8 protein-coding genes and 1 tRNA gene are annotated in these 22,998 nt (G+C 69.9%); 4 read left to right on the top strand and 5 right to left on the bottom strand.

From position 1 onward, the window contains the following. Window positions 1-758 precede the first annotated feature (758 nt). The 3 genes from APZ21_RS25880 to APZ21_RS25870 form a co-directional block, all read right to left on the bottom strand. Window positions 759-831 (bottom strand) — tRNA-Arg (locus tag APZ21_RS25880). A 171-nt stretch (window positions 832-1,002) separates the two neighbouring features. Next, window positions 1,003-2,472 carry a flavin-containing monooxygenase gene (locus APZ21_RS25875; RefSeq protein WP_054815882.1) on the bottom strand — a complete coding sequence of 490 codons (1,470 nt, stop codon included), beginning with the start codon at window positions 2,470-2,472 and terminating at the stop codon, window positions 1,003-1,005. 132 nt (window positions 2,473-2,604) lie between these two features. Continuing rightward, window positions 2,605-3,747 (bottom strand): acyl-CoA dehydrogenase family protein, encoded by a 1,143-nt coding sequence (locus tag APZ21_RS25870; RefSeq protein ID WP_054815881.1) that lies wholly within the window; start codon window positions 3,745-3,747, stop codon window positions 2,605-2,607. Window positions 3,748-4,072: 325 nt separating this feature from the next. Here APZ21_RS25870 and APZ21_RS25865 point away from each other — a divergent pair, with 325 nt between their 5' ends. After that, entirely contained in the window at window positions 4,073-5,719 is a 1,647-nt protein-coding gene (locus APZ21_RS25865) for a long-chain fatty acid--CoA ligase (RefSeq protein WP_054815880.1), read from the top strand. 54 nt (window positions 5,720-5,773) lie between these two features. Here APZ21_RS25865 and APZ21_RS25860 read toward each other — a convergent pair whose 3' ends face one another. After that, window positions 5,774-6,166: an SCO5389 family protein gene (locus tag APZ21_RS25860; protein ID WP_054815879.1), complete on the bottom strand. Its 393-nt coding sequence runs from the start codon at window positions 6,164-6,166 to the stop codon at window positions 5,774-5,776. Between the two features lie 69 nt (window positions 6,167-6,235). Next, window positions 6,236-7,282, bottom strand: a complete 1,047-nt coding sequence (locus APZ21_RS25855) for an NAD(P)H-dependent flavin oxidoreductase (protein ID WP_174553581.1) — start codon at window positions 7,280-7,282, stop codon at window positions 6,236-6,238. Window positions 7,283-7,617: 335 nt separating this feature from the next. On the opposite strand from APZ21_RS25855, the gene APZ21_RS25850 reads away from it, so the two are divergent. The 3 genes from APZ21_RS25850 to APZ21_RS25840 all read left to right on the top strand — a co-directional run bounded on the left by APZ21_RS25850 (window position 7,618) and on the right by APZ21_RS25840 (window position 22,811). Next, entirely contained in the window at window positions 7,618-8,445 is an 828-nt protein-coding gene (locus APZ21_RS25850) for a M23 family metallopeptidase (RefSeq protein ID WP_054815878.1), read from the top strand. Between the two features lie 77 nt (window positions 8,446-8,522). Then, a complete protein-coding gene (locus APZ21_RS25845) occupies window positions 8,523-9,506 on the top strand; it encodes a helix-turn-helix domain-containing protein (RefSeq protein WP_054815877.1) in 984 nt (327 codons plus the stop codon). A gap of 210 nt (window positions 9,507-9,716) precedes the next feature. Then, on the top strand, window positions 9,717-22,811 hold the full coding sequence (locus tag APZ21_RS25840; RefSeq protein WP_082393453.1) for a non-ribosomal peptide synthetase: 13,095 nt from the start codon (window positions 9,717-9,719) through the stop codon (window positions 22,809-22,811). Window positions 22,812-22,998 lie beyond the last annotated feature (187 nt).

Below are 22,998 nucleotides of genomic sequence, written 5' to 3'. Positions count from 1 at the left end.
GGCAAAACCCGCAAGGGCTACGGCTACTACACCTGCCAACCCAAACTCGATCTCGTCGGCAAACCCGAGGAATACGCCGACCACCCCCGCGCGGTGTACGTGCGCGAAGACAAGCTCCTCGACTGCGTCGAGACGTTCTTCAACGAACGCGTCTTCGGCCCCGACCGCGCGACCCTGCTACGCCACCAGCTACGCGGACAATCCACGAGCAAGGGCCACGACCTCGAACAACGGGCCGCCGCGATCGAGAAGACGCTCTCCGATATCACCCGACGACAGGACAACCTGCTCGCTGAGCTGGAATCCCGCCCGATCACCGGTGACGACGAGTTGTCCCAAGCGTGGGCCGAACGGCTGAGACGCCGCTACACAGAACTCGAAAAGGAACGCCGCAGCAAGAACGGCGAGCTGGATACCCTGCGTGAACAGGCTGCCCGGCAGCGTCCCGACGAACCCGCGCTCCTGGAGCACCTGCCTCGGCTGACGCTGCATCTCACCCGCGCCCCCGATGTCCTGCAACGTGACTTGTACGAGGCATTCGGGATCAAGATCGTTTACGACCACACCGGTAAACACGTGACCATCTACGCCACCCTGACCGAAGAAACACACCCCGATGCCGCCATAGCCGCCGCACCGCTGACCCCTGCTACGACCCCCGAAACGGGGCCCGTACCGCCACCAGCCCACAGGGGCGGCGGTACGGGGCAACCCGGCACGCCATGGGAAACCGCTACTACGGTTGCCCATGTTCTTCGTGCCCCCGGCAGGATTCGAACCTGCGACACCCGCTTTAGGAGAGCGGTGCTCTATCCCCTGAGCTACGAAGGCTGGTCTGTTGGGACGTTGGCAGTCTACCGGGTCGGGGTGTCCGGGGATGAATCGCGTGGGTGAGGGATGGGGTGTGGATGGTGACTGCGACCGGGGGCGTGGAGAAGGGAAGGACCGGGGCGCGCCTTCCCTTGTCGCATGGGGATGTCGAGTGACCGTCGTCGGGGTGGGTCAGGCGGAGGTGAGGGAGTCGGATCGGTCGTAGTCGGCGGGGTCGAAAGTCTTTGTCTTCCAGCGGTAGAGGATGGTCGCGCCGGGCCAGTTGTTGGTGATGCGGCCGGAGGCGTTGCGGTACCAGCTGGAGCAGAAGTTCCAGGGGGTGTCCTTCAGGCGGCGTTGCAGCCAGTTGTCCCAGTCCTGTTCGGTGCCGGTGCGGGCGGACAGTGCGCGGCCGGGGTTGGCGGCGAGGTATTGCACGACCTGGCGGATGTAGCGGGCCTGGGATTCGAGCATGTAGATGATGGAGCCGGAACCGACGTTGGTGTTCGGGCCGTACATCATGAACAGGTTGGGGAAGTGGGGGACGGAGATGCCGAGGTAGGCGCGGGCGCCCTCGTCGCCCCAGACGTCGGCGAGTTTGCGGCCGCCGGTGCCGTAGATGTTCATGGGTGCGAGGAATTCGGTGCCCTTGAATCCGGTGCCGTAGATGATCACGTCGACCTCGTGGTCGACGCCGTCGGTGGTGCGGATGCCGGTGGGGGTGACGGACTCTATCGCGGTGGTTTCCACGTGGACATTGGGCTGGGCGAGGGCGGGGAAGTATTCGTTGGAGAAGAGTCCGCGTTTGCAGCCCGCGGTGTAGTCGGGGGTCAGTTTGGCCCGCAGTTCGGGGTCGGGGACCTGTTTGGCGCGGTGGCGGTCGGCTATGGCGATGACGGGGCCCTTGATGGCGGGCAGGTCGGTCAGGCCGAGGGCCAAGAGCTCGAAGAACGACCAGATGGCGAAGCGTTCGGCGAGGCGGGCGGGCGGCACGTACTTGAACAGGGCCTTGTGCGCCGCGCTGTATTCGGTGTCGAATTTCGGCAGCACCCAGGCGGCCGAACGCTGGAACAGGGTCAGGTGCGCGACCTGCGGTTGGATGCGGGGTATGTATTGGACGGCGCTCGCGCCGGTGCCGATGCAGGCCACCCGCTTACCGGTGAGGTCAACGTCGTGATTCCACTGCGCGGAATGGAACGCGGGTCCCTCGAAGGTGTCGATGCCGGGCAGATTCGGCATGGCGGGGCGCGATAGTTGGCCGACGGCGGGAATGAAGACGTCGGCGGACAGGGTTTCGCCGTCGGCGGTGGTGATGCTCCACCGACTCGTCGACTCGTCGAATTCGGCGTCGGTGACCTCGACGCCGAAGCGGATGAACCGCGTCAGATCGTGTTTGCGCGCGACCTCGCGCATATAGGCGTGGATATCGGCCTGCTCCGAGAAGCGCCGCGGCCAATCGGATTTCGGCTCGTAGGACCACGAGTACAGCGGTGACGGCACGTCGCAGGCGGCGCCGGGATAGGTGTTCTCGCGCCAGACGCCACCGAGGTCGGCGGCCTTCTCCAGGATGGTGAAGTTGTTCAGCCCGGCTCGCCGGAGCTCGAGTGCCATGCCGAGTCCGGCGAATCCGGCGCCGATGATGATGATGGACGGCTCTGTCATGATTCGAGCCTAAGACCTCCGACCTGGGCGGCCGAGAGATCGGCGGACAACGAATCCATACTTTCGGCCATATCGGCGGGTCGTGCGGCGGCCTTCGGGACGGCGGGGATCGTCCTCACGGATAGGACATGATCAGCTCGCGGCCAGCCCGCGCGCGATGACCAGGCGCTGGATCTGGTTGGTGCCCTCGAATATCTGCATCACCTTGGCCTCGCGCATATAGCGTTCCACCGGGAAGTCCCCGGTGTATCCGTAGCCGCCGAAGACCTGCACCGCGTCGGTGGTGACCTTCATGGCGGCGTCGGTGGCGATCAGTTTGGCGATGCTGGCCTGCCGCGAATACGGCAGTCCGGCGTCGCGTCTGCGCGCGGCGTCGAGGTAGGTGGCGCGGGCGGACTCGACGGCGGCGGCCATATCGGCGAGCAGGAAGCCGAGGCCCTGGTGGTCGATGATGTGGCGGCCGAACGCCTCGCGTTCCTTGGCGTAGGCGACGGCGTCGTCGAGGGCGCGCTGGGCGAGGCCGGTGGCGATGGCCGCGATGCCGAGCCTGCCGGAGTCGAGTGCGCTGAAGGCGATGGACAGACCCTGACCCTCGGCGCCGATGCGGCGTTCGGCGGGGACGAAGGCGTCGTCGTAGGCGGCGGTCGTGGTGGGGATGGCGCGCAGACCCATCTTGTCCTCGGGCTTGCCGAAGCTCAGCCCTTCGGTGTCCTTGGGGACGAGGAAGCAGGACACCCCGCGCGACCCTTCGCCGGTGCGGGCGAACAGGGTGTAGAAGTCGGCGCGGCCGCCATTGGTGATCCACGCCTTGGACCCGGTGACGCGGTAGCCGCCGTCGGTGGCCGTGGCCCGGCAGCGCAGCGCCGCGGCATCGGATCCGGCGTGCGGTTCGGACAGGCTGTACGCGCCGATGGTCTCGCCGGACAGCATCTCGCCGAGCCAGCGGTCGCGCTGGTCGTCGGTGCCGTAGACGAACAGTGGATGGCAGGACAGGCTGTGCACGCTGACCGCGATGGCCACCGCCGCCCACCGGCTCGCCAACTCCTCGAGCACCTGGAGGTAGACCTCGTAGGGCTGTCCGCCGCCGCCGAATTCCTCCGGATACGGCAGGCTGAGCAGCCCGGCCGCGCCGAGGGCGGGCAGGACGCCGTCGGGGTAGGTCTCGGACTTCTCGCAGTCGACGACTCGCGGTTCGAGCACCTTGTCGGCGATATCGCGGGTGAGCTCGATGAGATCCCGTGACTCCTGGGTCGGCAGCATCCGGTCAACTGGCATATCCCTGTTGTACCGCCCGGCCCCGGACCAGCGGAAGGGCGGTACTGGGTTAACCGTCATTAACCATGTGTTAGCGCCAGGGCGCGGCGCGCCGTGGGTTCTGGTGGTGTGTGGCGCGCGCGCTCCGGACCGGTTCCATACGACGTGTCCACGGTCACATTCGGCGTTCGTGACATCTCCAGGACCGGGGCGTCCACGGTCGTGGCTTTCTCGATCTCGGCGCCGGGCCGCGCCCGCGACGGACCCGGTCACGCGGGGCCTACTCTTCGGTAGCATCCCCGGTGTGACGTGGCTCATGTCGGCCACGGTGGATGAAGGAGTTGCCATGTTGAGCACCATGCAAGATGAGCCGTTGTCGTTGGCGACACTGTTGAAATACGCCCGCACCTTCCGAGGCGACAGCACGGTGACCACATGGACCGGCACCGATGTCCGCACGATGACCTTCCGTGAGCTCGGCGACGAGGCGGCGCGGCTGGCGAACGCGCTGCGCGGGCTCGGCATCGGCGTCGGCGACCGGGTCGGCACCTTCATGTGGAACAACAACGAGCACATGGTCGCCTACATCGCCGTGCCCGCCATGGGCGCGGTGCTGCACGCGCTCAATATCCGGCTGTTCCCCGAGCAATTGGTGTATGTGGCCAACCACGCCGAGGACCAGGTGGTGATCGTGGACGGCACGCTGTTGCCCATGTTCGCCCAGTACCTGCCGAATCTGAAGACCGTCCGGCACGTGATCGTGGCCAACGGCGACGCCGCCGCGCTCACCGCGCCCGAGGGTGTGCGGGTGCACTCCTACACCGAACTCCTGGCCGCGCAATCGGATACCTACGACTTCCCGGTGATCGACGAACGCAGCGCCGCGGCCATGTGTTACACGTCCGGCACCACGGGCGACCCGAAGGGCGTGGTGTACTCGCACCGGTCCAACTGGCTGCACGCCATGCAGGTGATCTCGCCAAACAGCATGGGATTCACCGACGCCGACAACGTGCTCGCCATCGTCCCGCTGTTCCACGCCAATGCCTGGGGTCTGCCGTACGCGGCGCTCATGTCGGGGGCGAATGTGCTCATGCCGGACCGTTTCCTCCAGCCGGGTCCTTTGCTGGAGATGATGGCATCGCAGCGGCCCACCTTCGCCGCGGCCGTGCCGACCATCTGGGGCGGCGTCCTGGCGGGACTCGAGGCCAAGCCGCAGGACATCTCGCACATGCGCACGGTGGTGGTCGGCGGTTCGGCGGTGCCGCCCGCGATGATGCACGCCTTCCAGGAAAAGCACGGCGTGCGAATCCTGCACGCCTGGGGCATGACCGAGACCTCGCCGCTCGGCAGCGTCTCGCATCCGCCCGTCGACGTCTCCGGCGAGGAGGAATGGGCCTACCGCTACACCCAGGGCCGTTTCCCGGCGACCGTGCAGGCGCGATTGGTGGCCGACGACGGGTCGGTGGTGCCCAATGACGGAGAGTCGCTGGGCGAGTTGGAGGTTCGCGGTCCGTGGATCACCGGTTCGTACTACTCGCCCGACGGCGCGGTCGTCGACCCCGACAAGTTCGACGACGGCTGGCTGCGCACGGGTGACGTCGGCAAGATCACCCCGAGCGGCTATCTGACCCTGGTGGATCGCTCCAAGGACGTCATCAAGTCGGGCGGCGAGTGGATCTCCTCGGTGGATCTGGAGAACGCGGTGATGGGACATCCCGCGGTGGCCGAGGCCGCGGTCATCGGCGTGCCGGACGAGAAATGGGACGAGCGGCCGCTCGTGGCGATCGTGCTGCGCGAGGGTTCGGAGCCGGGTGCGGAACAGGCGGCGCGGCTGCGCGACTTCCTGGCCGACAAATTCGCCAAATGGCAGTTGCCGGAGCGGTGGACCTTCATCGCGGAGGTGCCGAAGACCAGCGTCGGCAAGTTCGACAAGAAGCGGCTGCGCGCGCAGTTCGCCGAGGGCGCGCTGACGGTCACCACGCTGGGATGACGGGTGCGGGCGTGGAATCCACCGGATTCCACGCCCGACCGGTCGTGCGCGCGACTAGCAGTTGCGCAGTTCGGGGCTCTGATTGAGCAGTTGGGCCCTGGCGCCGATGAAGCGGGTGTAGGTCTGGCCGCCCACGGAGGCGAGCGGGAAGGCCGCGACCCGGTGGCAGTTCTGGAAGGCGAGTTTGACGCCGAAATGCCGTTCCAGGCCGGCGCGAATCGCGTCGGAGGCCATCGCGCGCAGCAGTTGGCCGCGGGCCGCCTCGTCGGGCGGGGCAACCAGGTTGTCGGCGTATTCCTCGGTGCCGGACTGCAATTCGCCCGCCACCCGGCTGACGACCTCCCACGCGTATGGCAACGAGAGGCGTACGCATTCGACGAAATCGGCGTCGTCGATCTCGCCCGCTTCGGCGCGTTCGAGTAGTGCTGCGGGAACATCGAGGGACATGGCGCTCTCCTCCTGGGTGGGGGGTGGATGGCGGATGCGATGCCACTCGATTCTAAACGAAAGTGGTTGTCAACAACCCCGGATTCGCCGCGAAAGTGCCGTATCCAGTGCGGTTTTCGTGTCGGCGGCCAGTTTCGCCACCAGTTCGCCCGCCGGTAGTTCGGGAATCAGCGAATGTGTCTGACCTGCCCACAGATTGACGTTCTCCTGATTGCCCGCGGCGCGTGCGGCGGCCCGCAGCGGGGCCGTGGCGTAGTGGATCTCGGGATAGGCGACCGGGGCGGTGGCGGAGTGTTCGGTCATGAAGCCGTTGCGCACGCCGCGGGCGCGGCGACCGGTGAAGGCGCGGGTGAGTCCGGTCGGGTTCGGCGAGCCGAGCGCGCCGCGGTGCACCGGATTGGTGCCCGCCTCGGGACAGCGCAGGAAGACGGTGCCCAATTGCGCGGCGCTCGCGCCCGCGGCCAGTGCGGCGGCGATACCAGCGCCGGTGACGATGCCGCCGGTCGCGACGATGGGGAGCTCGCAGTCGGCGCGAAGCAGTTGCAGCAGCGCGAGCAGGCCGAGCGGGTCGACCGCGTCGTCGCTCACCCGGTCGGTGAAGACCGCGCGGTGCCCGCCCGCCTCCGCGCCCTGGGCGATGAGGACGTCCGCGCCCGCGGCGACGGCGACGGCGGCTTCGGCCTGCGAGGTAACGGTGACCCAGACCTCGGAGCCCGCCGCGTGCAGTCGTGCCACCTCGGCCGCGGTGAGACAGCCGAAGGTGCAGGTCACCACCGCGACGGGAGCGGCGACGAGCAGGTCGAGCTTGGCCGCCCAGTCGTCGGTGTCGTATTTCGGCGCGCCGAGATCGTGTTCGGCGGCGAGTTCGGCGAGATAGTCGGCGAAGGCGCCGGGCGGGGTCGCGGGGCCGGGGACGAAGAGGTTGACGCCGAACGGGGCGGCGGTGCCCTCGCGGGTCGCCGCGATCCGCTCCGCGAGGTCGGCGGCGCTCAGATAGCCCGCGGCGAGCAGGCCGAATCCGCCCGCCTCGGTGACGGCGACGGTGAGTTCGGGGGTGGACGGCCCGCCGGCCATCGGGGCGAGCACGATCGGGACGCGCAGTTCGTCGATGATCACGTTCCGAGTCTGGCCCACCGACCCGCCCGTGCCGGGAATCCCGCGCCGTCCGGCCTCGATCGGGGCCGGGATCACGGTCTGGATCACGGTCGCGGACCACCTTCGTTACCGACGAAAATGGGGATTCACCTGTGCATATCCAAAAAGATGGTTCTCGAAGGTTGCGAAATGATCACGGCAGGGTAGAGTTCCCGTCACAACGGATGCCGAAACGTTACAAAGTTTCGGGATACCCCGATCGGGGTAACGACAGCGGCTTCGTTTCATCAATGTAGATCGGACGCTAGGACGAAGCTTTGTCGCAGCACCGGATAGGCCCCAGTTCCATCACCGTCATGAGCCTCGTCGGCGAGGGCGCGACGGGTCGGCCCACCCGGCACCGCGCCGAGTCGACCTCGGCCGAGCGCATCAGGATGGCGGCGGGCGCCGCCGTCGCCATGGGCGCGCTGGTCGGCACCGTGTCGCAGGTCGCCCCGGCGATCGCGGCGCCGCTGTCGGGTCACGATGCCGAGGACGCGGTCAAGGCCGCCGAGCCGATCACCCTCAAGGGCGACGCGTTACCGGTCACCCAGGCGAAGTTCGCCGCCCCGGCCGCCGAGGAGGCGCAGGCCCCGGCCGCGGCCCCCGAGGCGACGCCGGTCGCCGCGCCGGTCGCCGCACCGTTCGGCATCAACAATCTGCCGCCGGAGATCGCGGGTCCGCTATCCCAGGTCGAGGACATTCTCAAGGGTGTGCAGCAGCAGGTCGCGCCGTCCCCCGCCGCCGTGCGTCCCGTCGCGGGCGCCATCAGTTCCGGATTCGGCAGCCGGTGGGGTGAGTTCCATTACGGACTCGACTTCGCCGACTACCTCGGTGCGCCGATCCACTCCGTCAGCAATGGCACAGTTATCGAGGCCGGTCCCGCATCGGGTTTCGGGCTCTGGGTGCGGGTATTGCAGGACGACGGCACGACCGCGGTCTACGGCCACGTCAACGATATGCTGGTCAACGTCGGGCAGAAGGTCCGCGCGGGCGATGTCATCGCCACCGTCGGCAACCGTGGTCAGTCCACCGGACCGCATCTGCACCTGGAGATCTGGGATCAGAACGGCAGAAAGATCGACCCGATGCCCTACCTGGCCGCCAAGGGCGTCCCCATGCAATGGGGCCCCTCCGAACACTGAGAGTCCAATTCCGGCTTGAGCTTCCACATCTCGCACCCGGTAGCTTCACCAAGGCGGGCGGTCGTCAGGGTCGTGTCGTGACCGAACTCGGCGAAATCTTCGACCCGGGTTCGCCGCACGCCCGCACCTACGCCGCGCTGGTCCACCATCCGCGTTCCGGCCTGTCCGATATCGCGGGATATCTCAGCGTCTCGATCGAGACCGCACGCGCCTCACTTGATGTCCTGTGTGATCTACAGGCCGCTGTCGAACTGAAAGGGGAGCACGGTGAACCCGTGTGGGATGCCCACGCTCCCGAATCACTGTCCGAATCAGAGGCGCGGCGCCGACAGCACGCGATCAATCAGATGCACGCCTCGGCCGCGCGCCTGAGCGAGACCTTCCGATCGGTGCGGCGCTCACCGCGCGCGCACGGGTCGGTGGTCCCGGTCTTCGAACGGCTGGAGATGCTGGCCGATTTCGAGGAGATGCAGACCGGCGCGTCCGGCTGCGTGAAACTCATCGAACGCGGTCCGTTCCTCAGCGATTCCGAACGCGAACAGCGCTTGTTCCTGCTCAAACGGGCTCGCCTGGGTGAAGGCATCCGCTATCAGACGCTCTACCAGGACACCATCTATCAGGACGCCGACCGGCTGCGGCACGCCCTTGCCACCAATGCAAGTGGCGGACAGGCGCGCACCCTGCCGGAGCCGCCGTTCAAACTGATCATCAGCGACGACGATCGCGCCAGCCTGGTATTGCACGCGGACGAGCGACGGCCCGATCCGATGGGGTTGCGGATCACCGGTTCGCCCGTTCTGCGCCTGCTCGTCAGGACCTTCGACGTGCTGTGGGCGTTGGCGGCGCCGATTTCGGTGAATCCCACCGCGGACGAACTCGACGAGCGCGACAAGGCGATCCTGACGCTGATGGGCCTCGGCGCGACCGACGACACCATCGCCCGCAGACTCGGGATGTCGCGTCGCACGGTCGTGCGGCGGACCGCGCGACTGCTCGAACGGCTCGGCGCGAGCACCCGGTTCCAGGCCGGTGTGCAGGCGACGCGCCGGGGATGGCTATGACCTGGCAACTGTCGTCGGCCCCGGACCGGGCGAGTTCCGCTCACCCGTCACGACGCGCATTCCTGTGATCTGATTAGGGCCGATACACCCCGAATATCGACACCTCTTGCCTTGTTCGACGCGGTCCGCCCACGGTGGCACGGAACCGGCCGGGTTGGTGGGTTTCGGCGCTGTGTGGCCGTTGCGACGCGAGAGGAATGTTGTAGGCGGATGGAAGCGGTACGCCGGGGTACTCGAGGTCGGACCAGGCGCAGATCCACGGGGCAGCTGTTCGTCGGATTGCTCACCGCCGCCGTGGAATCCGCCGCCGACGAAATCGCGGTGCGCGAGGGGCGCGCCGCGGAAACGGCCACTCCACGGGAGCTCAGCTATTCCCAGCTGGACGCATTTTCGTCCCGGCTCGCGCGCGAGCTCATCGCGCGCGGTATCGGTCCCGGTGACGTGGTCGCGGTCGGCCTGACCCGTTCCATCGAGTCGGTGCTCGCGGTGTGGGCGGTCGCCAAGACCGGCGCCGCCTACGTCCCGGTCGATCCGGGTCTGCCGCGCGAGCGCGCGGCCTTCATCCTCGCCGACTCGGGCGCGGTGCTCGGACTCACCGCGAGCGCGCGGCGCGGGAGTTTCGACGCGGGGATCGACTGGCTCGAACTCGACGCCCCCGACCACGCCGCGCGGATCGCGGCGCGCGAGGCCCATCCCATCTCCTATGTCGACCGGGTGCGGGCGCTCACCGAGCAGCATCCGGCCTACGTCATCTACACCTCCGGGTCGACGGGGCGCCCGAAGGGCGTCGTGGTGACCCACACGGGTCTCGCCGCACTGGTGGCGGCACAGCGCGACCGGTACGCGGTATGCGCGACCGCGCGAGTGCTGCACGTCTGTTCGCCGAATTTCGACGTGTCGGTCCTGGAGATGCTGCTCGCCTTCGGATCCGGGGCCACGCTGGTGATCGCGCCGCCGACGGTGTTCGGCGGCGCGGAACTGGCGCTGCTGCTGCGGCGGGAGCGGGTCACGCATCTGGTGATCACGCCCGCCGCCCTGGAGTCGGTGGACGCCGATGACCTGCCCGACCTCGGCGTCGTCGTGGTGGCCGGTGACACCTTCGGACCGGGACTGGTCGAGCGCTGGGGCGCGGGTCGCGCCTTCTACAACGGCTACGGGCCGACCGAGGCCACCATCCTCGCCACCGGAACCGCCGCGCTGGCCCCCGGGGAGCCCATCACCATCGGCGCCGCACTGCCCGGTGTCGGCGCGGTGGTGCTGGACGCGCGGTTGCGGCCGGCGCCCGCCGGGGTGAGTGGTGAACTGTATCTGTCGGGGCCTGCGTTGGCGCAGGGTTATCTGGGTCGGGCCGGTTTGACCGCCGAGCGGTTCGTCGCCAATCCGTATGGCGCGCACATCGGTTCGCGTATGTACCGGACCGGTGACCTGGTGCGCCGCCGCGCCGACGGCGCGCTGGACTACCTCGGCCGCACCGACTTCCAGGTCAAGGTGCGCGGCTTCCGTGTCGAACTCGGCGAGATCGACGCCGCGCTGGCCGCGCATCCCGCGGTCGCCTATGCGGTGACCATGGGCCGCACCGCGCCGTCGGGGGCGACGGTGCTGGTGTCGTATGTGACCGCGCGGCATCCGATGAGCGTCGACGCGGAGGAGCTGCGCGGTTTCGTCGAGGCGTCGCTGCCCTCGCATATGGTGCCCGCGGCGATCGTGCCGCTCGGCGATATCCCGTTGACCGCCAATGGAAAGCTGGATCGTGCGCGCTTGCCGGAACCGGTCTTCGAGGCCGCGGCGTCGCGCCCGCCGGTCGGCGCGGTGGAGACCCGCCTGGCCGAACTGTTCGCCCAGGTGCTCGGGGTGCGGCGGGTGGGTGCGCAGGATTCGTTCTTCGCCGCGGGCGGTGACAGCATCCTGTCGATCCAGCTCGTCTCGCGGGCTCGGGCAGCGGGATTGGTCTTCACTCCGCAGGACGTCTTCGAACAGCGCACGGTGGCCGCCTTGGCGCGGGTGGCGGCGGTGGGCCGCGCGTCCGGTCCGACGCTGGCCGAATTGCCCGGCGGCGGTGTCGGCGATATGCCTCTGACGCCGGTGCTCGCGGAATATCTGGCCGACGGCCGGGTGTTCGGGCGGTTCACCCAGCAGATGGTGTTGGCCTTGCCCGCGGGCGCGGACCGGGCGGAGGTGGTGTCGACGCTCGCGGCCGTGCTCGATCACCACGACATGTTGCGAGCGCAGATCGTGCTCGACGGTGGCCGCGCGCGGCTGCGGACGCTCCCGGTGGGTTCGGTGGACGTGGACGCGCTACTCACCCGCGTGGCACTGCCCGCCGGTCTGGAACCGCACGAACTCGCCGGATGTGCTCGCACCGCACTGGAATTCGCTGTGGACCGGCTGAATCCCGAAGCGGCGCGCATGATCGCGTTCACCTGGCTCTCCCGACCCGACGGACCGGACGCCCTCATCGTGGTGGCGCATCACTATGTGATCGACGGTGTCTCGTGGCGGATTCTCGTGGCCGATCTGGTGGCGGCGTGGGCGCAGCGGGGGAGCGGCGCACCGGTCGTCCTGCCCGCCGTCGGCACGTCGTTCCGGCGGTGGGCGCACGGGCTGGTCGAGACCGCTGCCGACCGAACGGCCGAACTGGCGTACTGGCAGGGTGTGTCGGCCGTGGCGGATCCGCCGCTCGGTGCGCGCGCGCTCGACGCGGCGGTCGACACCGCGGCTTCCGTGCGGCGGGTCGGCGTCACCGTGTCGGCCGAGGTCACGCACGCGGTGCTCACCGCACTGCCCGGGAAGTATCGCGCCGGTGCGCAGGACGGGCTGTTGGCGGCGTTGGCATGGGCGGTGCGCGAGTGGCGGGCCGACCGCGGCGTCGAAGCGCCGGTGACCCTGATCCGGCTCGAAGGGCACGGCCGCGAGGAATCGGCGGTCGACGGCGCGGACCTGACCCGGACGATCGGCTGGTTCACCAGCATGTACCCGGTCGCCGTCGACCTGTCCGCATTCGCCGGTGACGCGCTGCGGCCTCGCGCCGGCGCGGTATTGAAGTCGGTCAAGGAGCAGTTGCTCGCGGTCCCGGGACGCGGTATCGGATTCGGCGTTCTTCGGCATCTGCGTTCCGAGGCGGCCGAATCGCTCGGCGGCTCGCTCGGCCAGATCGGATTCAACTACCTCGGTCGCGTCACCGCGGGTGACCTGCCCGAGGAATCGAACTGGCTGCCCACCGCCGAATGGGGTGAACCCGAGACCGCGCAGGATCGCGCCATGCCCGCGGCCGCGGCGCTCGACATCAATGCCATCGTCACCGATTCCGCGGCCGGGCCGCGGCTGAGCGCGTCCTTCGCCTACGTTCGCGAGCTGCTCGACGAGGCGGCCGTACGGGAACTGGCCGATCGCTGGGTCGACGGTCTGGCGGCGCTGGCCGCGCACGCCGCCGATCCCGCGGCGGGCGGACTCACGCCATCGGATGTCGGATTGGTGCGGGTCACGCAGGGGGAACTCGACGCCTGGCACGGTGCGCGTCGGCGGCTGACCGATGTGCTGCCGCTCTCGCCGCTCCAAGCGGGTCTGCTCTATCTGACCCAGATGTCGCCGGGCGCCGATCCCTACCTGCTCCAACTCGGTGTCGAACTCGCCGGTGCGGTGGACGCCGACCGGCTGCGCGGCGCCGCGCAGACCGTGCTCGACCGGCATGCGATGCTGCGCGCGTCGTTCGACTCGACCGCCGACGGCGAGCCGGTGCAGCTGGTGTGCGACGGGGTGCCGGTGCCGTGGCGGGTGCGTGTGCCCCCGCCGGGGGCCGACGCCGGCGCGCTGCTGGCCGCCGAGCGGCACGCCGGCTTCGATCCCGCGCTCGCCCCGCTGCTGCGCTTCACGCTGTATCGGGCCGAGACGGGTTCGACCCATCTCGTTCTCACCGCCCACCACCTGCTGGTCGACGGCTGGTCCATGCCACTGCTGATGAAGGATCTGCTGCTCGCCTACGCGGCGCGAGGGGATTCGCCGGCGCTGCCGACGGTCGTCCCCTACCGGGACTATCTGCGCTGGCTGCACGGCTACGACCGCGCCGCGGCACTGGAGGCCTGGCGCGACGCGCTCGCCGGACTCGTGCCGACTCGGGTGGCCTGCGTTCTCGCGCCACCGGCCGTCGCGGCGGACGGCCACGGCGCGCACGCGGCCGATCTCACCGCCGAACAGACCGCCGACCTCGTGAAATTCGCGGCCTCGCGGGAGATCACCGTCAACACGCTGGTCCAGGCCGCGTGGGCACTCGTACTCGCGTCCTGCCTCGGTCGCGAGGACGTGGTGTTCGGCGCGGTGGTGTCCGGGCGTCCGCCGCAGCTCGACGGTGTGGACCGGATGGTCGGACTCTTCGCCAACACCGTTCCGGTGCGGGTCCGCCTCGATCCGGCCGAATCCGTGTGCGAACTTCTGCAACGCCTTCAGTCCGAACAGGTCGCACTGCTCGACCGGCACCATGTCGGGCTGGCCGATATCCAGCGGGCCGCGGGTGCGGTGGACCTGTTCGATTCGCTGCTTGCCTACGAGAGCTATCCCGTCGACGCCGACGGACTTCGGCGGGCATACGGTGCGATCGACGGGCTGGAGATCGTGAACCTGCACGGCGTCAACGTGACCCACTATCCGGTGGCGATCCAGGCCGAATTGGGGATTCGTCTCACCCTCCGGCTCCAGTTCCGGCGCGACCTGATCGCCGCGGAAACCGCGGACGCGCTCACCGGCCGCCTGCGTGATTTCCTCATCGCCTGCCACACCGAACCCGACGAGACATCGCTGTCCATCGCGCGGCGGTTCGACGGCCGCGACGACTCCGTCACCCGGACCCGCTACTGGCGCGATGCCCTCGCCGACCTGCCGGAACAGGTCGAACTGCCCACCGACCGCGGTCGCCCCGCGACGCCGACGGGACAGACCGGCCGGGTCGACATCGCGTTCGAACCGGACCTGTGCGCCGCGCTGCGCGGGCTCGCCGCCACTACCGGCGCCACCGACGCGATGGTCGCGCACGCCGCGTTCGCGGTTCTGCTGGCCCGGCTGTCGGGTACCGCCGATATCGCCATCGCGACGCCGCACCTCGCCTCGCGCGCGGACGAAGCCGCCCACCCCGGCGGCGCCGGTGTCGCGGTGCTGCGTACCGAGGTGGCGGCCGAACTCTCGTTCGCGGCATTGGTCGCCGACGTGAAAGACGCTGTGGCGCATGCGGTTACGTGGGGCGCGACGCCCGCGCACCTGCTGTCGGACGCCGGTTCGGGGCATCCGCCGACGCGGGTCGCGTTCTCGACTCGGGGTTCGTCGCCGGTCGGCGAATGGGATCTCGCCCTGCGCATTCGAGCGGAGTCGGCCGGGATAGTCGCCGAATTCCATTACGCGCGTGACCTGTTCGATCACGCGCGGATCGAGGATGTCGCCGGGCGGTATCGGCGGTTGCTCGCGGCGGGCGCCGCTCGGCCCGAGACCCCGGTGGACGCCCTGCCGCTGTTGAGCGCGGCGGAATTCGCGCGATCGACCGAGGTGCGTCCCGACCCCGGCACGGGCACCGCGAGCATGGCCGACCTGCTGGGTCGTGGTGCGGCGCTGGGACGCGCGCGCGTCGCGGTCCGGTATCGGAATCGGTCGATCGAGTACGGAGAGGTCGAAGCGTGGTCCGCGCGGTTGGCGCGGCTGCTGATTCGCCGGGGGATCGGGCCGGAGGACGTGGTCGCGGTCGCGCTGCCGCGCTCCTATGACACGGTGGCCTCGGTGCTCGCGATCGCGGGTGCGGGTGCGGCGCACCTGCCAGTGGATCCGGGACATCCCGCGCCGCGGATTCGGCATCTGGTCACCGATTCCGGCGCGGTGCTCGGCATGACGCGGGCGGAGTATCTGGATCGGCTGCCCGGCGATATCGACTGGCTGGTGCTCGACGATCCGGCGACCCTGCGTGATCTCGACGGGGAGTCGCCCGTACCGGTGACCGATGCCGACCGCGTCATCCCGCTCGACCCGCGGCATCCGGCCTACGTGATCTACACCTCCGGGTCGACGGGTGCGCCCAAGGGCGTCACGGTCACGCACGCGGGTCTGGCGGGGCTGCTCGGCGAGGCGGTGCGCCGGTACGGGCTCGAGGCGCGGCATCGGATATTGCACGTCTGCGCGCCGAGTTTCGATCCGTCGGTGCTGGAGTGGCTGTGCGCCTTCGGGGTCGGCGCGACGCTGGTCATCGCGGAGGCCGGGGTCGCGGGCGGCGCCGAACTCGGCGAACTGCTGCGCGCGGAGGCCGTGACGCACGCGATCATCACCCCGGCGGTGCTCGGCACCGTCGACCCGTCGGGTCCGTACCACCTGGAGGTGGTCTCGGTCGGTGGCGATGTCACCACGCCGGAACTGCTGGCGGCCTGGCAGCCCGGCCGCCGGTACTTCAACGCCTACGGCCCGACCGAGACCACCATCATCTCCACCTACGCGGAATTGACCGCGGGACGGCGCGTCACCATCGGCACACCGGTGGACGGCATGTCCGCGCTGGTGTTGGACGCGCGGATGCGGCCGGTGCCGCCCGGGGTCGCGGGTGAGTTGTACCTGGCGGGCCGCGGGCTCGCGCGCGGCTACCGTGGCAGGCCGGGACCGACCGCGGGGCGGTTCGTCGCGAATCCGTGGGGCGCGCCGGGGTCTCGCATGTACCGCACCGGTGACGTGGTGCGCCGCGACGGAACCGACTGGCAGCTCGAATACCTCGGACGCGACGACGCGCAGGTCAAGGTGCGCGGTTTCCGGGTCGAACCGGGCGAGATCGACGCGGTGCTGACCGGTCACGGGACGGTCGGGTTCGCGGTCACCGTGGTCCGGCCGCTGCCTTCCGGCGTCACGGGACTGGTCTCGTATGTGCTGCCCGTGCGCGGACGCACTCCCGACCCGGCGACCCTCACCGCGCACGTGGCGAATCACCTGCCCGCGCACATGGTGCCCGCCGCGATCGTCGTGCTGGAGCGACTGCCGCTCACCGTGAACGGCAAACTCGATCGAAAAGCCCTGCCGGAACCGGTCTTCGCCGCCGCCGCGACCCGCGCGCCCGCGGGCGAGGTGGAAGCGACGCTGGCCGGACTGTTCGCGCGGGTGCTCGGGGTCGACACCGTGGGGGCCGAGGATTCGTTCTTCGCCCTCGGCGGCGATTCCATCATGTCCATCCAGTTGGTGTCGCTGGCGAAGACGGCGGGAATCGTGTTCACCGCGCGCGATGTCTTCGAACAGCGGACCGTCGCCGCGCTGGCCCGCACGGCCGCCGCGGATTCGGGCGCACCCGCGCCGCTGCCGGAATTGCCGGGCGGCGGTGTTGGCGAAATCCCGCTCACGCCGAGAATTTCCGAATTCCTCGCCAGCGGGTCGCGCGGTGGCGCGCGAACGACGGTGCTGACAGTGCGCGAGGACATCGACCGCGCCGGACTGGTCGCCACGATCGCCGCAATACTCGACCATCACGACATCCTGCGTTCTCGACTGTGGTTCGACGGTGAGCGCCACCGGTTCGAGGTGCTCGCACCAGGATTGGTCGCCGCCGACGCCGTGGTCGGGGAGATGGACGCGGGCGAGGACGCCGACCCGGATCGGATCGGCGCGGCGGCCGTGGCCCTCCTCGATCCGGCGGCGGCGCGGCTGCTCGGGTGCGTTCGCGTCCGGCGTGCCGGTGCGGACGATCTGCTCGTCCTCGCCGCGCATCGATACGCCGTCGACGAGGTGTCGTGGCGCATCCTGATCACCGATCTGACGCGGGCGCTGGCGGATCGTGCCGCGGGCCGCGCGATCGCGCTGCCCGCGGTCGGCGCCTCCTTCCGCCGATGGGCGCACGATGTGGCCGCGGCGGATCGGTCCGGTGAATCGGCCTACTGGCACGGCGTGCTGGCCGTACCCGATCCGCTGCTCGGTGCGCGCGCACTCGACCCGGCGCTGGACACCGAGGCGGGTGCGGATTCGCTCACCGTGCGGATTCCGGTCGAGGTCACCGCGGCCGTGCTGACCGCGATTCCCGCGCGCTATCGCACGGACGCCCGGATGTCGCTCGTGGCGGCGTTGGCCGTCGCGGTGCGTGGGCTGCGCGCGCGTCGCGGCATCGACGCGCCGGTCACCCGGCTGCGTCTGGAGAGCGACGGTCGGGTCGCGTCGGCGGTGCCCGGCGCGCGGTCGAGCCGGACTCTCGGCGACTTCACCACCGTCCACCCGGTCGCCCTCGACCTGACCGGGATGCCCGTCGATGCCGATGCCGCGGCGATGGCCAGGGTTTTGCGCGCGGTCAAGGAACAACTGCTCGCCGTCCCGGACCACGGTGCAGGCTTCGGCGTCCTACGCCATCGCGACCTCGACGGTGCGGGCCCGCTCGCCGGCGACCTCGGGCAGATCGGCTTCGCCTATCTCGATCTCGCGCGGGCGCGGGCTCAGGGGTGGCCACCGACTGTCGAACCGGGCGCTTCGGCCCTCACCCGAGACCCCGCCGCGCCGCTGTCCGCGGTGATCGACATTGTCGCAGTCACCGTGGACAGCACCGCTGGACCGCGGCTCGAGGCCGAATTCCGATATGCGAGCGGGGTTCTGGACGCAGCCGAGGTGCGGGAGCTGGCCGACGGGTGGTCGGCCGCGCTGGCCGGCTTCGCCCTCCATCTCGACCATCCGGCGGCGGGCGGGCTCACGCCGTCGGATGTGCCGCTGGTCTCGGTCACCCAGGTCGAACTCGACCGGTGGCGCACGGAGCGCCCCGGCTTGTCCGATGTGCTGCCGCTGTCCCCGTTGCAGACCGGGATGCGGGCGCTCATGGATCTGCTGGACGACCGCGAGCCGTACATGATCCAGTTGCGCGGGCGGTTGTCCGGTCCGCTGGACATGGACCGGATGCGCCGGGCATCCCAGGTCGTCATGGACCGGCACGCGAATCTGCGGGCGGCCTTCATCACCCTGGGCGACGGTGGTCCGGCGCAGGTGGTCGCCGATGGGATCACCGTGCCGTGGTCGGTGGTCGATGGCGTCGCCGAGTCCGAGTTGCGGGATCTGCTGGACGAGGACCGGCGGCGCGGATTCGATCCGACGGTGGCGCCGCTGCTGCGGGTGACGGTGTACGCGCTGGAGTCCGGGGCGCACGATCTCGTGCTGACCGGACATCACATCCTGCTCGACGGCTGGTCGATGCCCCTGCTCATGCGGGAACTGCTGCTGCTCTACGGCAGCGACGGCGATCCGGCCGTATTGGCGCCGGTGCGGCCCTACCGTGACTATCTGGCGTGGCTGGCGGCACAGGACCCGGCGGCGGCACGCGCGGCGTGGTCGCGAGTGCTCGACGGCGCCGCACCGACCTTGCTCGAATCCGAGCTGACCTGGCCCTACGCGACCGGAACCGGCTTCGGCGCCCGTGAATTCGAGCTTTCGGCGGCATCCACCGCCGCGTTCTACGCGGGCGCGGCGGCGATCGAGGTCACGCCCAATATCGTGTTCCAGGCGGCTTGGGGGTTGGTCGTCGCCGCTCTCACCGGCCGCGACGACGTGCTGTTCGGGGCGACGGTATCCGGTCGGCCCGCGGGCCTCGACGGTGTCGGCGAGATGATCGGGTTGTTCATCGACGCGGTTCCGGTGCGCGTCCGGCTCGACCGCGCGATGACCGGACACGGCCTGCTGCGGCGGATGCGGGCGGACCAGGTGGCGCTGCTCGACCATCATCATCTCGGGCTCGGTGAGATCCAACGGCTGGTCGGGCGGGGCGATCTCTTCGACACGATGGTGGTGTTCGAGTCGTACCCGGTCGACGCCGAGGGGTTGCGTTCGGCGAGTGCGGCCCTCGGCGGGCTCCGGGTCGAGGAGTTCGACGGCGCCGATTTCACCCACTACCCGATCACCGTGCTGGTCATCCTCGATGATCGGCTGCGCGTGCGACTGGAGTATCCGCGCGATCGCGTCGCCGACGCGACGGCGCGGGCGCTGGCCGACCGGTTGCACCGGGTTCTCGACGGCGTGATCGCCGCACCGGACCGAGCGGTGCGCGATATCGTCCGTGCCGCGGCGGAATCCGACGACGTGATCGCGACATCTCGCTATTGGCGCACCGAGTTGGCGGATCTGCCCGATCGAATCGCGTTGCCGGCCGGCGTGATGGTCGAAGGCGCGAAATCGTCTGGGCACGTAAGGTTCTCGGTTCCCGCGGAGCTGGTGCGCGGTGTCCGTTCGCTGGCCGAGTCGGCGGCGGTGTCGCCCGCGACGGCGCTGCGGACCGCACTGGCGATCGTGCTGGCGCGACTGTCCGGCGTGGACGATATCGCCATCGGCATTCCGCGACCCGGTGCGGACCGGGCCGATCTGGTCCTGCGAACGCGCATCGACCGGGACGCGCGCTTCCTCGACCTGGTCGAGGAAGCCCACCGGGTCGAAACGTGTGCGCTCGCGCACGGACACGTGCCCTTCGGCGATCTCGTGCGGCTGCTCGGGGTGCCGGTGTCGGCGGCGCGGCACCCGCTGTTCCAGGTGGCGCTGTACGCCGGAACGAGGGCGGCGCCGGTCGGTGACCTGACCCTCGCCATGCCGCTCGATCCGGGGTCGACCGACGGCGAGATGTGGTTCGCCCGAGGTCTTTTCGACGATGCTACGGCCCGTGCCCTGGTCGACCGCCTGATCCGGGTACTCACCGTGGCCGTCGCCGACCCGGCGACCCCCGCCTACGCCTTGCCGCTGCTGGACGGCGAGGAACATCGGCGGCTGACCCGCATGGGTGGGGGCGATCCGCTCGCGGTGGGAACACTCGCGGACCTGCTCGCGCGCGGCGTCGAACTCGGCCGGGATCGTGTCGCCGTGCGGGACGCCGGACGTTCCTACACCTACGGGGAACTCGACAGCGAATCGACCCGGCTGGCCCGGATGCTGACCGAGTGCGGCGTCGGCCCGGAATCGGTTGTGGCGCTGGTGATGCGGCGTTCCTACGCAATGGTCCTCGCCGTGTGGGCGGTGGCGAAGGCGGGCGGCGCGTACCTGCCGGTCGACCCGAATCTGCCCGAGGCCCGTATCGGCTACATGCTCGCCGATTCCGATGCGGCACTGTGTATCACCGTGCGGGACCAGCCGCGCCCGGTGGGCGGTGCGCGGTGGCTGGTATTGGACGATCCCGACGTGCTCGCGTTGCGCGCAATCGGTTCGGACGAACCGATCACCGACGCGGATCGCCTTGCGCCGCTGCGTCCGACGCACGCGGCCTACGTGATCTACACCTCCGGTTCCACCGGGATGCCCAAGGGCGTCGTGGTGACCCACGCGGGTCTCGGCGGACTCGTCGGACAGGTCATCGAGACCATGCGGCTCGGACCGGAACACCGCATGTTGCACGTGTGCTCACCGAGTTTCGATCAGTCGCTGGAGGAACTGTCCAGCGCCTTCCACGCCGGCGCGACCGTCGTGATCGCGCCGCCCGATATCGTCGGCGGCGCGGAACTGCACGATCTGCTGCGCGCCGAACGGGTCACCCACACCATCATCACCCCGTCCATGCTCGGCACCGTCGATCCGTCGGACCTGCCCGACCTCGCGGTCGTGTCCGCGGGCGGCGAGGCGACCACGCCGGAACTGCTGGCCGCATGGGCGCCCGGTCGCCGATTCGTCAACAGCTACGGTCCGACCGAGGTGACCATCAGCGCGACCTACGCGACGCTGCGGGCCGGTCAGCGTGTCACCATCGGCGCGCCGCTGCCCGGCCTGCTCGGCGTCGTGCTCGACGATCGTCTGCGGCCGGTGCCGGTCGGCGTCACCGGCGAGCTGTACCTCGCGGGCGCGGCTCTCGCCCGCGGCTACCACCGGCGTCCGGGACTGAGCGCGGACCGGTTCGTGGCCTATCCGTGGGGCGCGCCCGGGGAACGGATGTACCGGACCGGTGATCTGGTGCGTTGGGTGCGGGTGCCCGGCGGCGGCTGGGAACTGGAGTACCTCGGCCGCGGCGATTTCCAGGTCAAGATCCGCGGATTCCGCATCGAACTCGGGGAGATCGACGCGGTCCTCGCCGCCCATGCCGAGATCGCGAACGCGGTGACCGTCGGACGCGAGAATCCCTGCGGGACAGTTGTATTGGTGTCGTACGTGACACCGCACACGGTCGACGCGCGGGAGGCCCTTCGGTGGGCCGCGGCCAGACTGCCCGCGCACATGGTGCCCGCGGCGGTGGTCGCGCTCGAGGAGATGCCGTTGACCCCGGTCGGCAAGCTCGACCGGGCCGCACTGCCCGCACCGAAGACCGCCGCGCGCGGCTACCGCGAACCCGCCTCCGGCTCCGAACGGCTGGTCGCCGACATCTTCGCCGAGGTCCTCGGCGTCGAACGGGTCGGCGCGGACGACAACTTCTTCGAACGCGGCGGCAATTCGCTGCTGGCGACCCGGGTCAGCGCCCGACTCGCCGCGGAACTCGACGCCAAGGTTCCGGTGCGCGCCCTGCTCGTCGCCCCGACACCGGCCGCGCTGGTCGCCGAACTGCGCTCGCGCGGGGTCGAGGGCGCGGGTTCGGACGCGGCCTACGACGTGCTGCTGCCCCTGCGGACCTCCGGCACGGCCGAACCGCTGTTCTGCGTCCATCCCCTCGGCGGAATCGCCTGGTCCTTCGCCGGACTCGCGGCCCATCTCGACCCCGACCGCCCCCTGTACGGACTCCAGTCGCCCGCGCTCGGCTCGGGCGATCCGCTGCCCGATTCCATCGAGGACTGGGCGCGGCACTACGTCAAACACATCCGCGGCGTGCAACCGCGCGGGCCGTACCACCTGCTCGGCTGGTCGCTCGGCGGCGTCCTGGCGCACGCCATGGCCGTGCAACTCCAGGACGAGGGTGAGCGGGTCGCGCTGCTCGGCATGTTGGACAGCCGCCTGCTCGGCCCGGGGGACGGGGCGTCGGCCGCGCCCGAACCCGTCTGGGAACTGTCCGCGGCGACCGTGACCGAACTGCTCGGCGGACTGCTCGGCGACCGGCTCGCCGAATTCGACCTCGACGGATCGGTCGAGGTGGGTGAGCTCGCCAGGCGGCTCGGCGCACTGCCCGAACCGTTCGCCTCCTTCGGCGCGCGGCGCATCGAGCGGGTGGTCGACGCCGCCATCGGCTCGATCGCCCTGGACGCCGCCTACCGGGCGCGGCGGTTCGACGGTGACATCGTGTTCTTCAGCGCCGCCGAGGACGAGCCCGCGGACAACGCGCGGAGCTGGGCGGGCGCGGTCACCGGATGTGTGCACGATCACCCGGTGGCCGCCACCCACTGGCGCATGACGGGCGACACCGCGCTGCGCCGCATCGCCGAAGTCCTGCGGTACCGGCTTTGACCGGTCCGTGCAACACCTTGCCGCCGCGCACCGATGCATCGGTGGTGTGAGTGAGACGGGAAAGTCCACGGGGTTTCCGACTCCGTGCGGACCGATATGATTGCTCGGACCGCGCTGGCCCAGGACCGAGTTCCACCGGGGGTGAGGCCGAGATAGAGGACGGCCGTGCGGCCGAGTTAGACGCGAG

Source organism: Nocardia arizonensis, assembly GCF_001310275.1.
Taxonomy (GTDB): Bacteria; Actinomycetota; Actinomycetes; order Mycobacteriales; family Mycobacteriaceae; genus Nocardia; species Nocardia arizonensis.
This window is presented reverse-complemented; position numbering and strand designations above follow the sequence as displayed.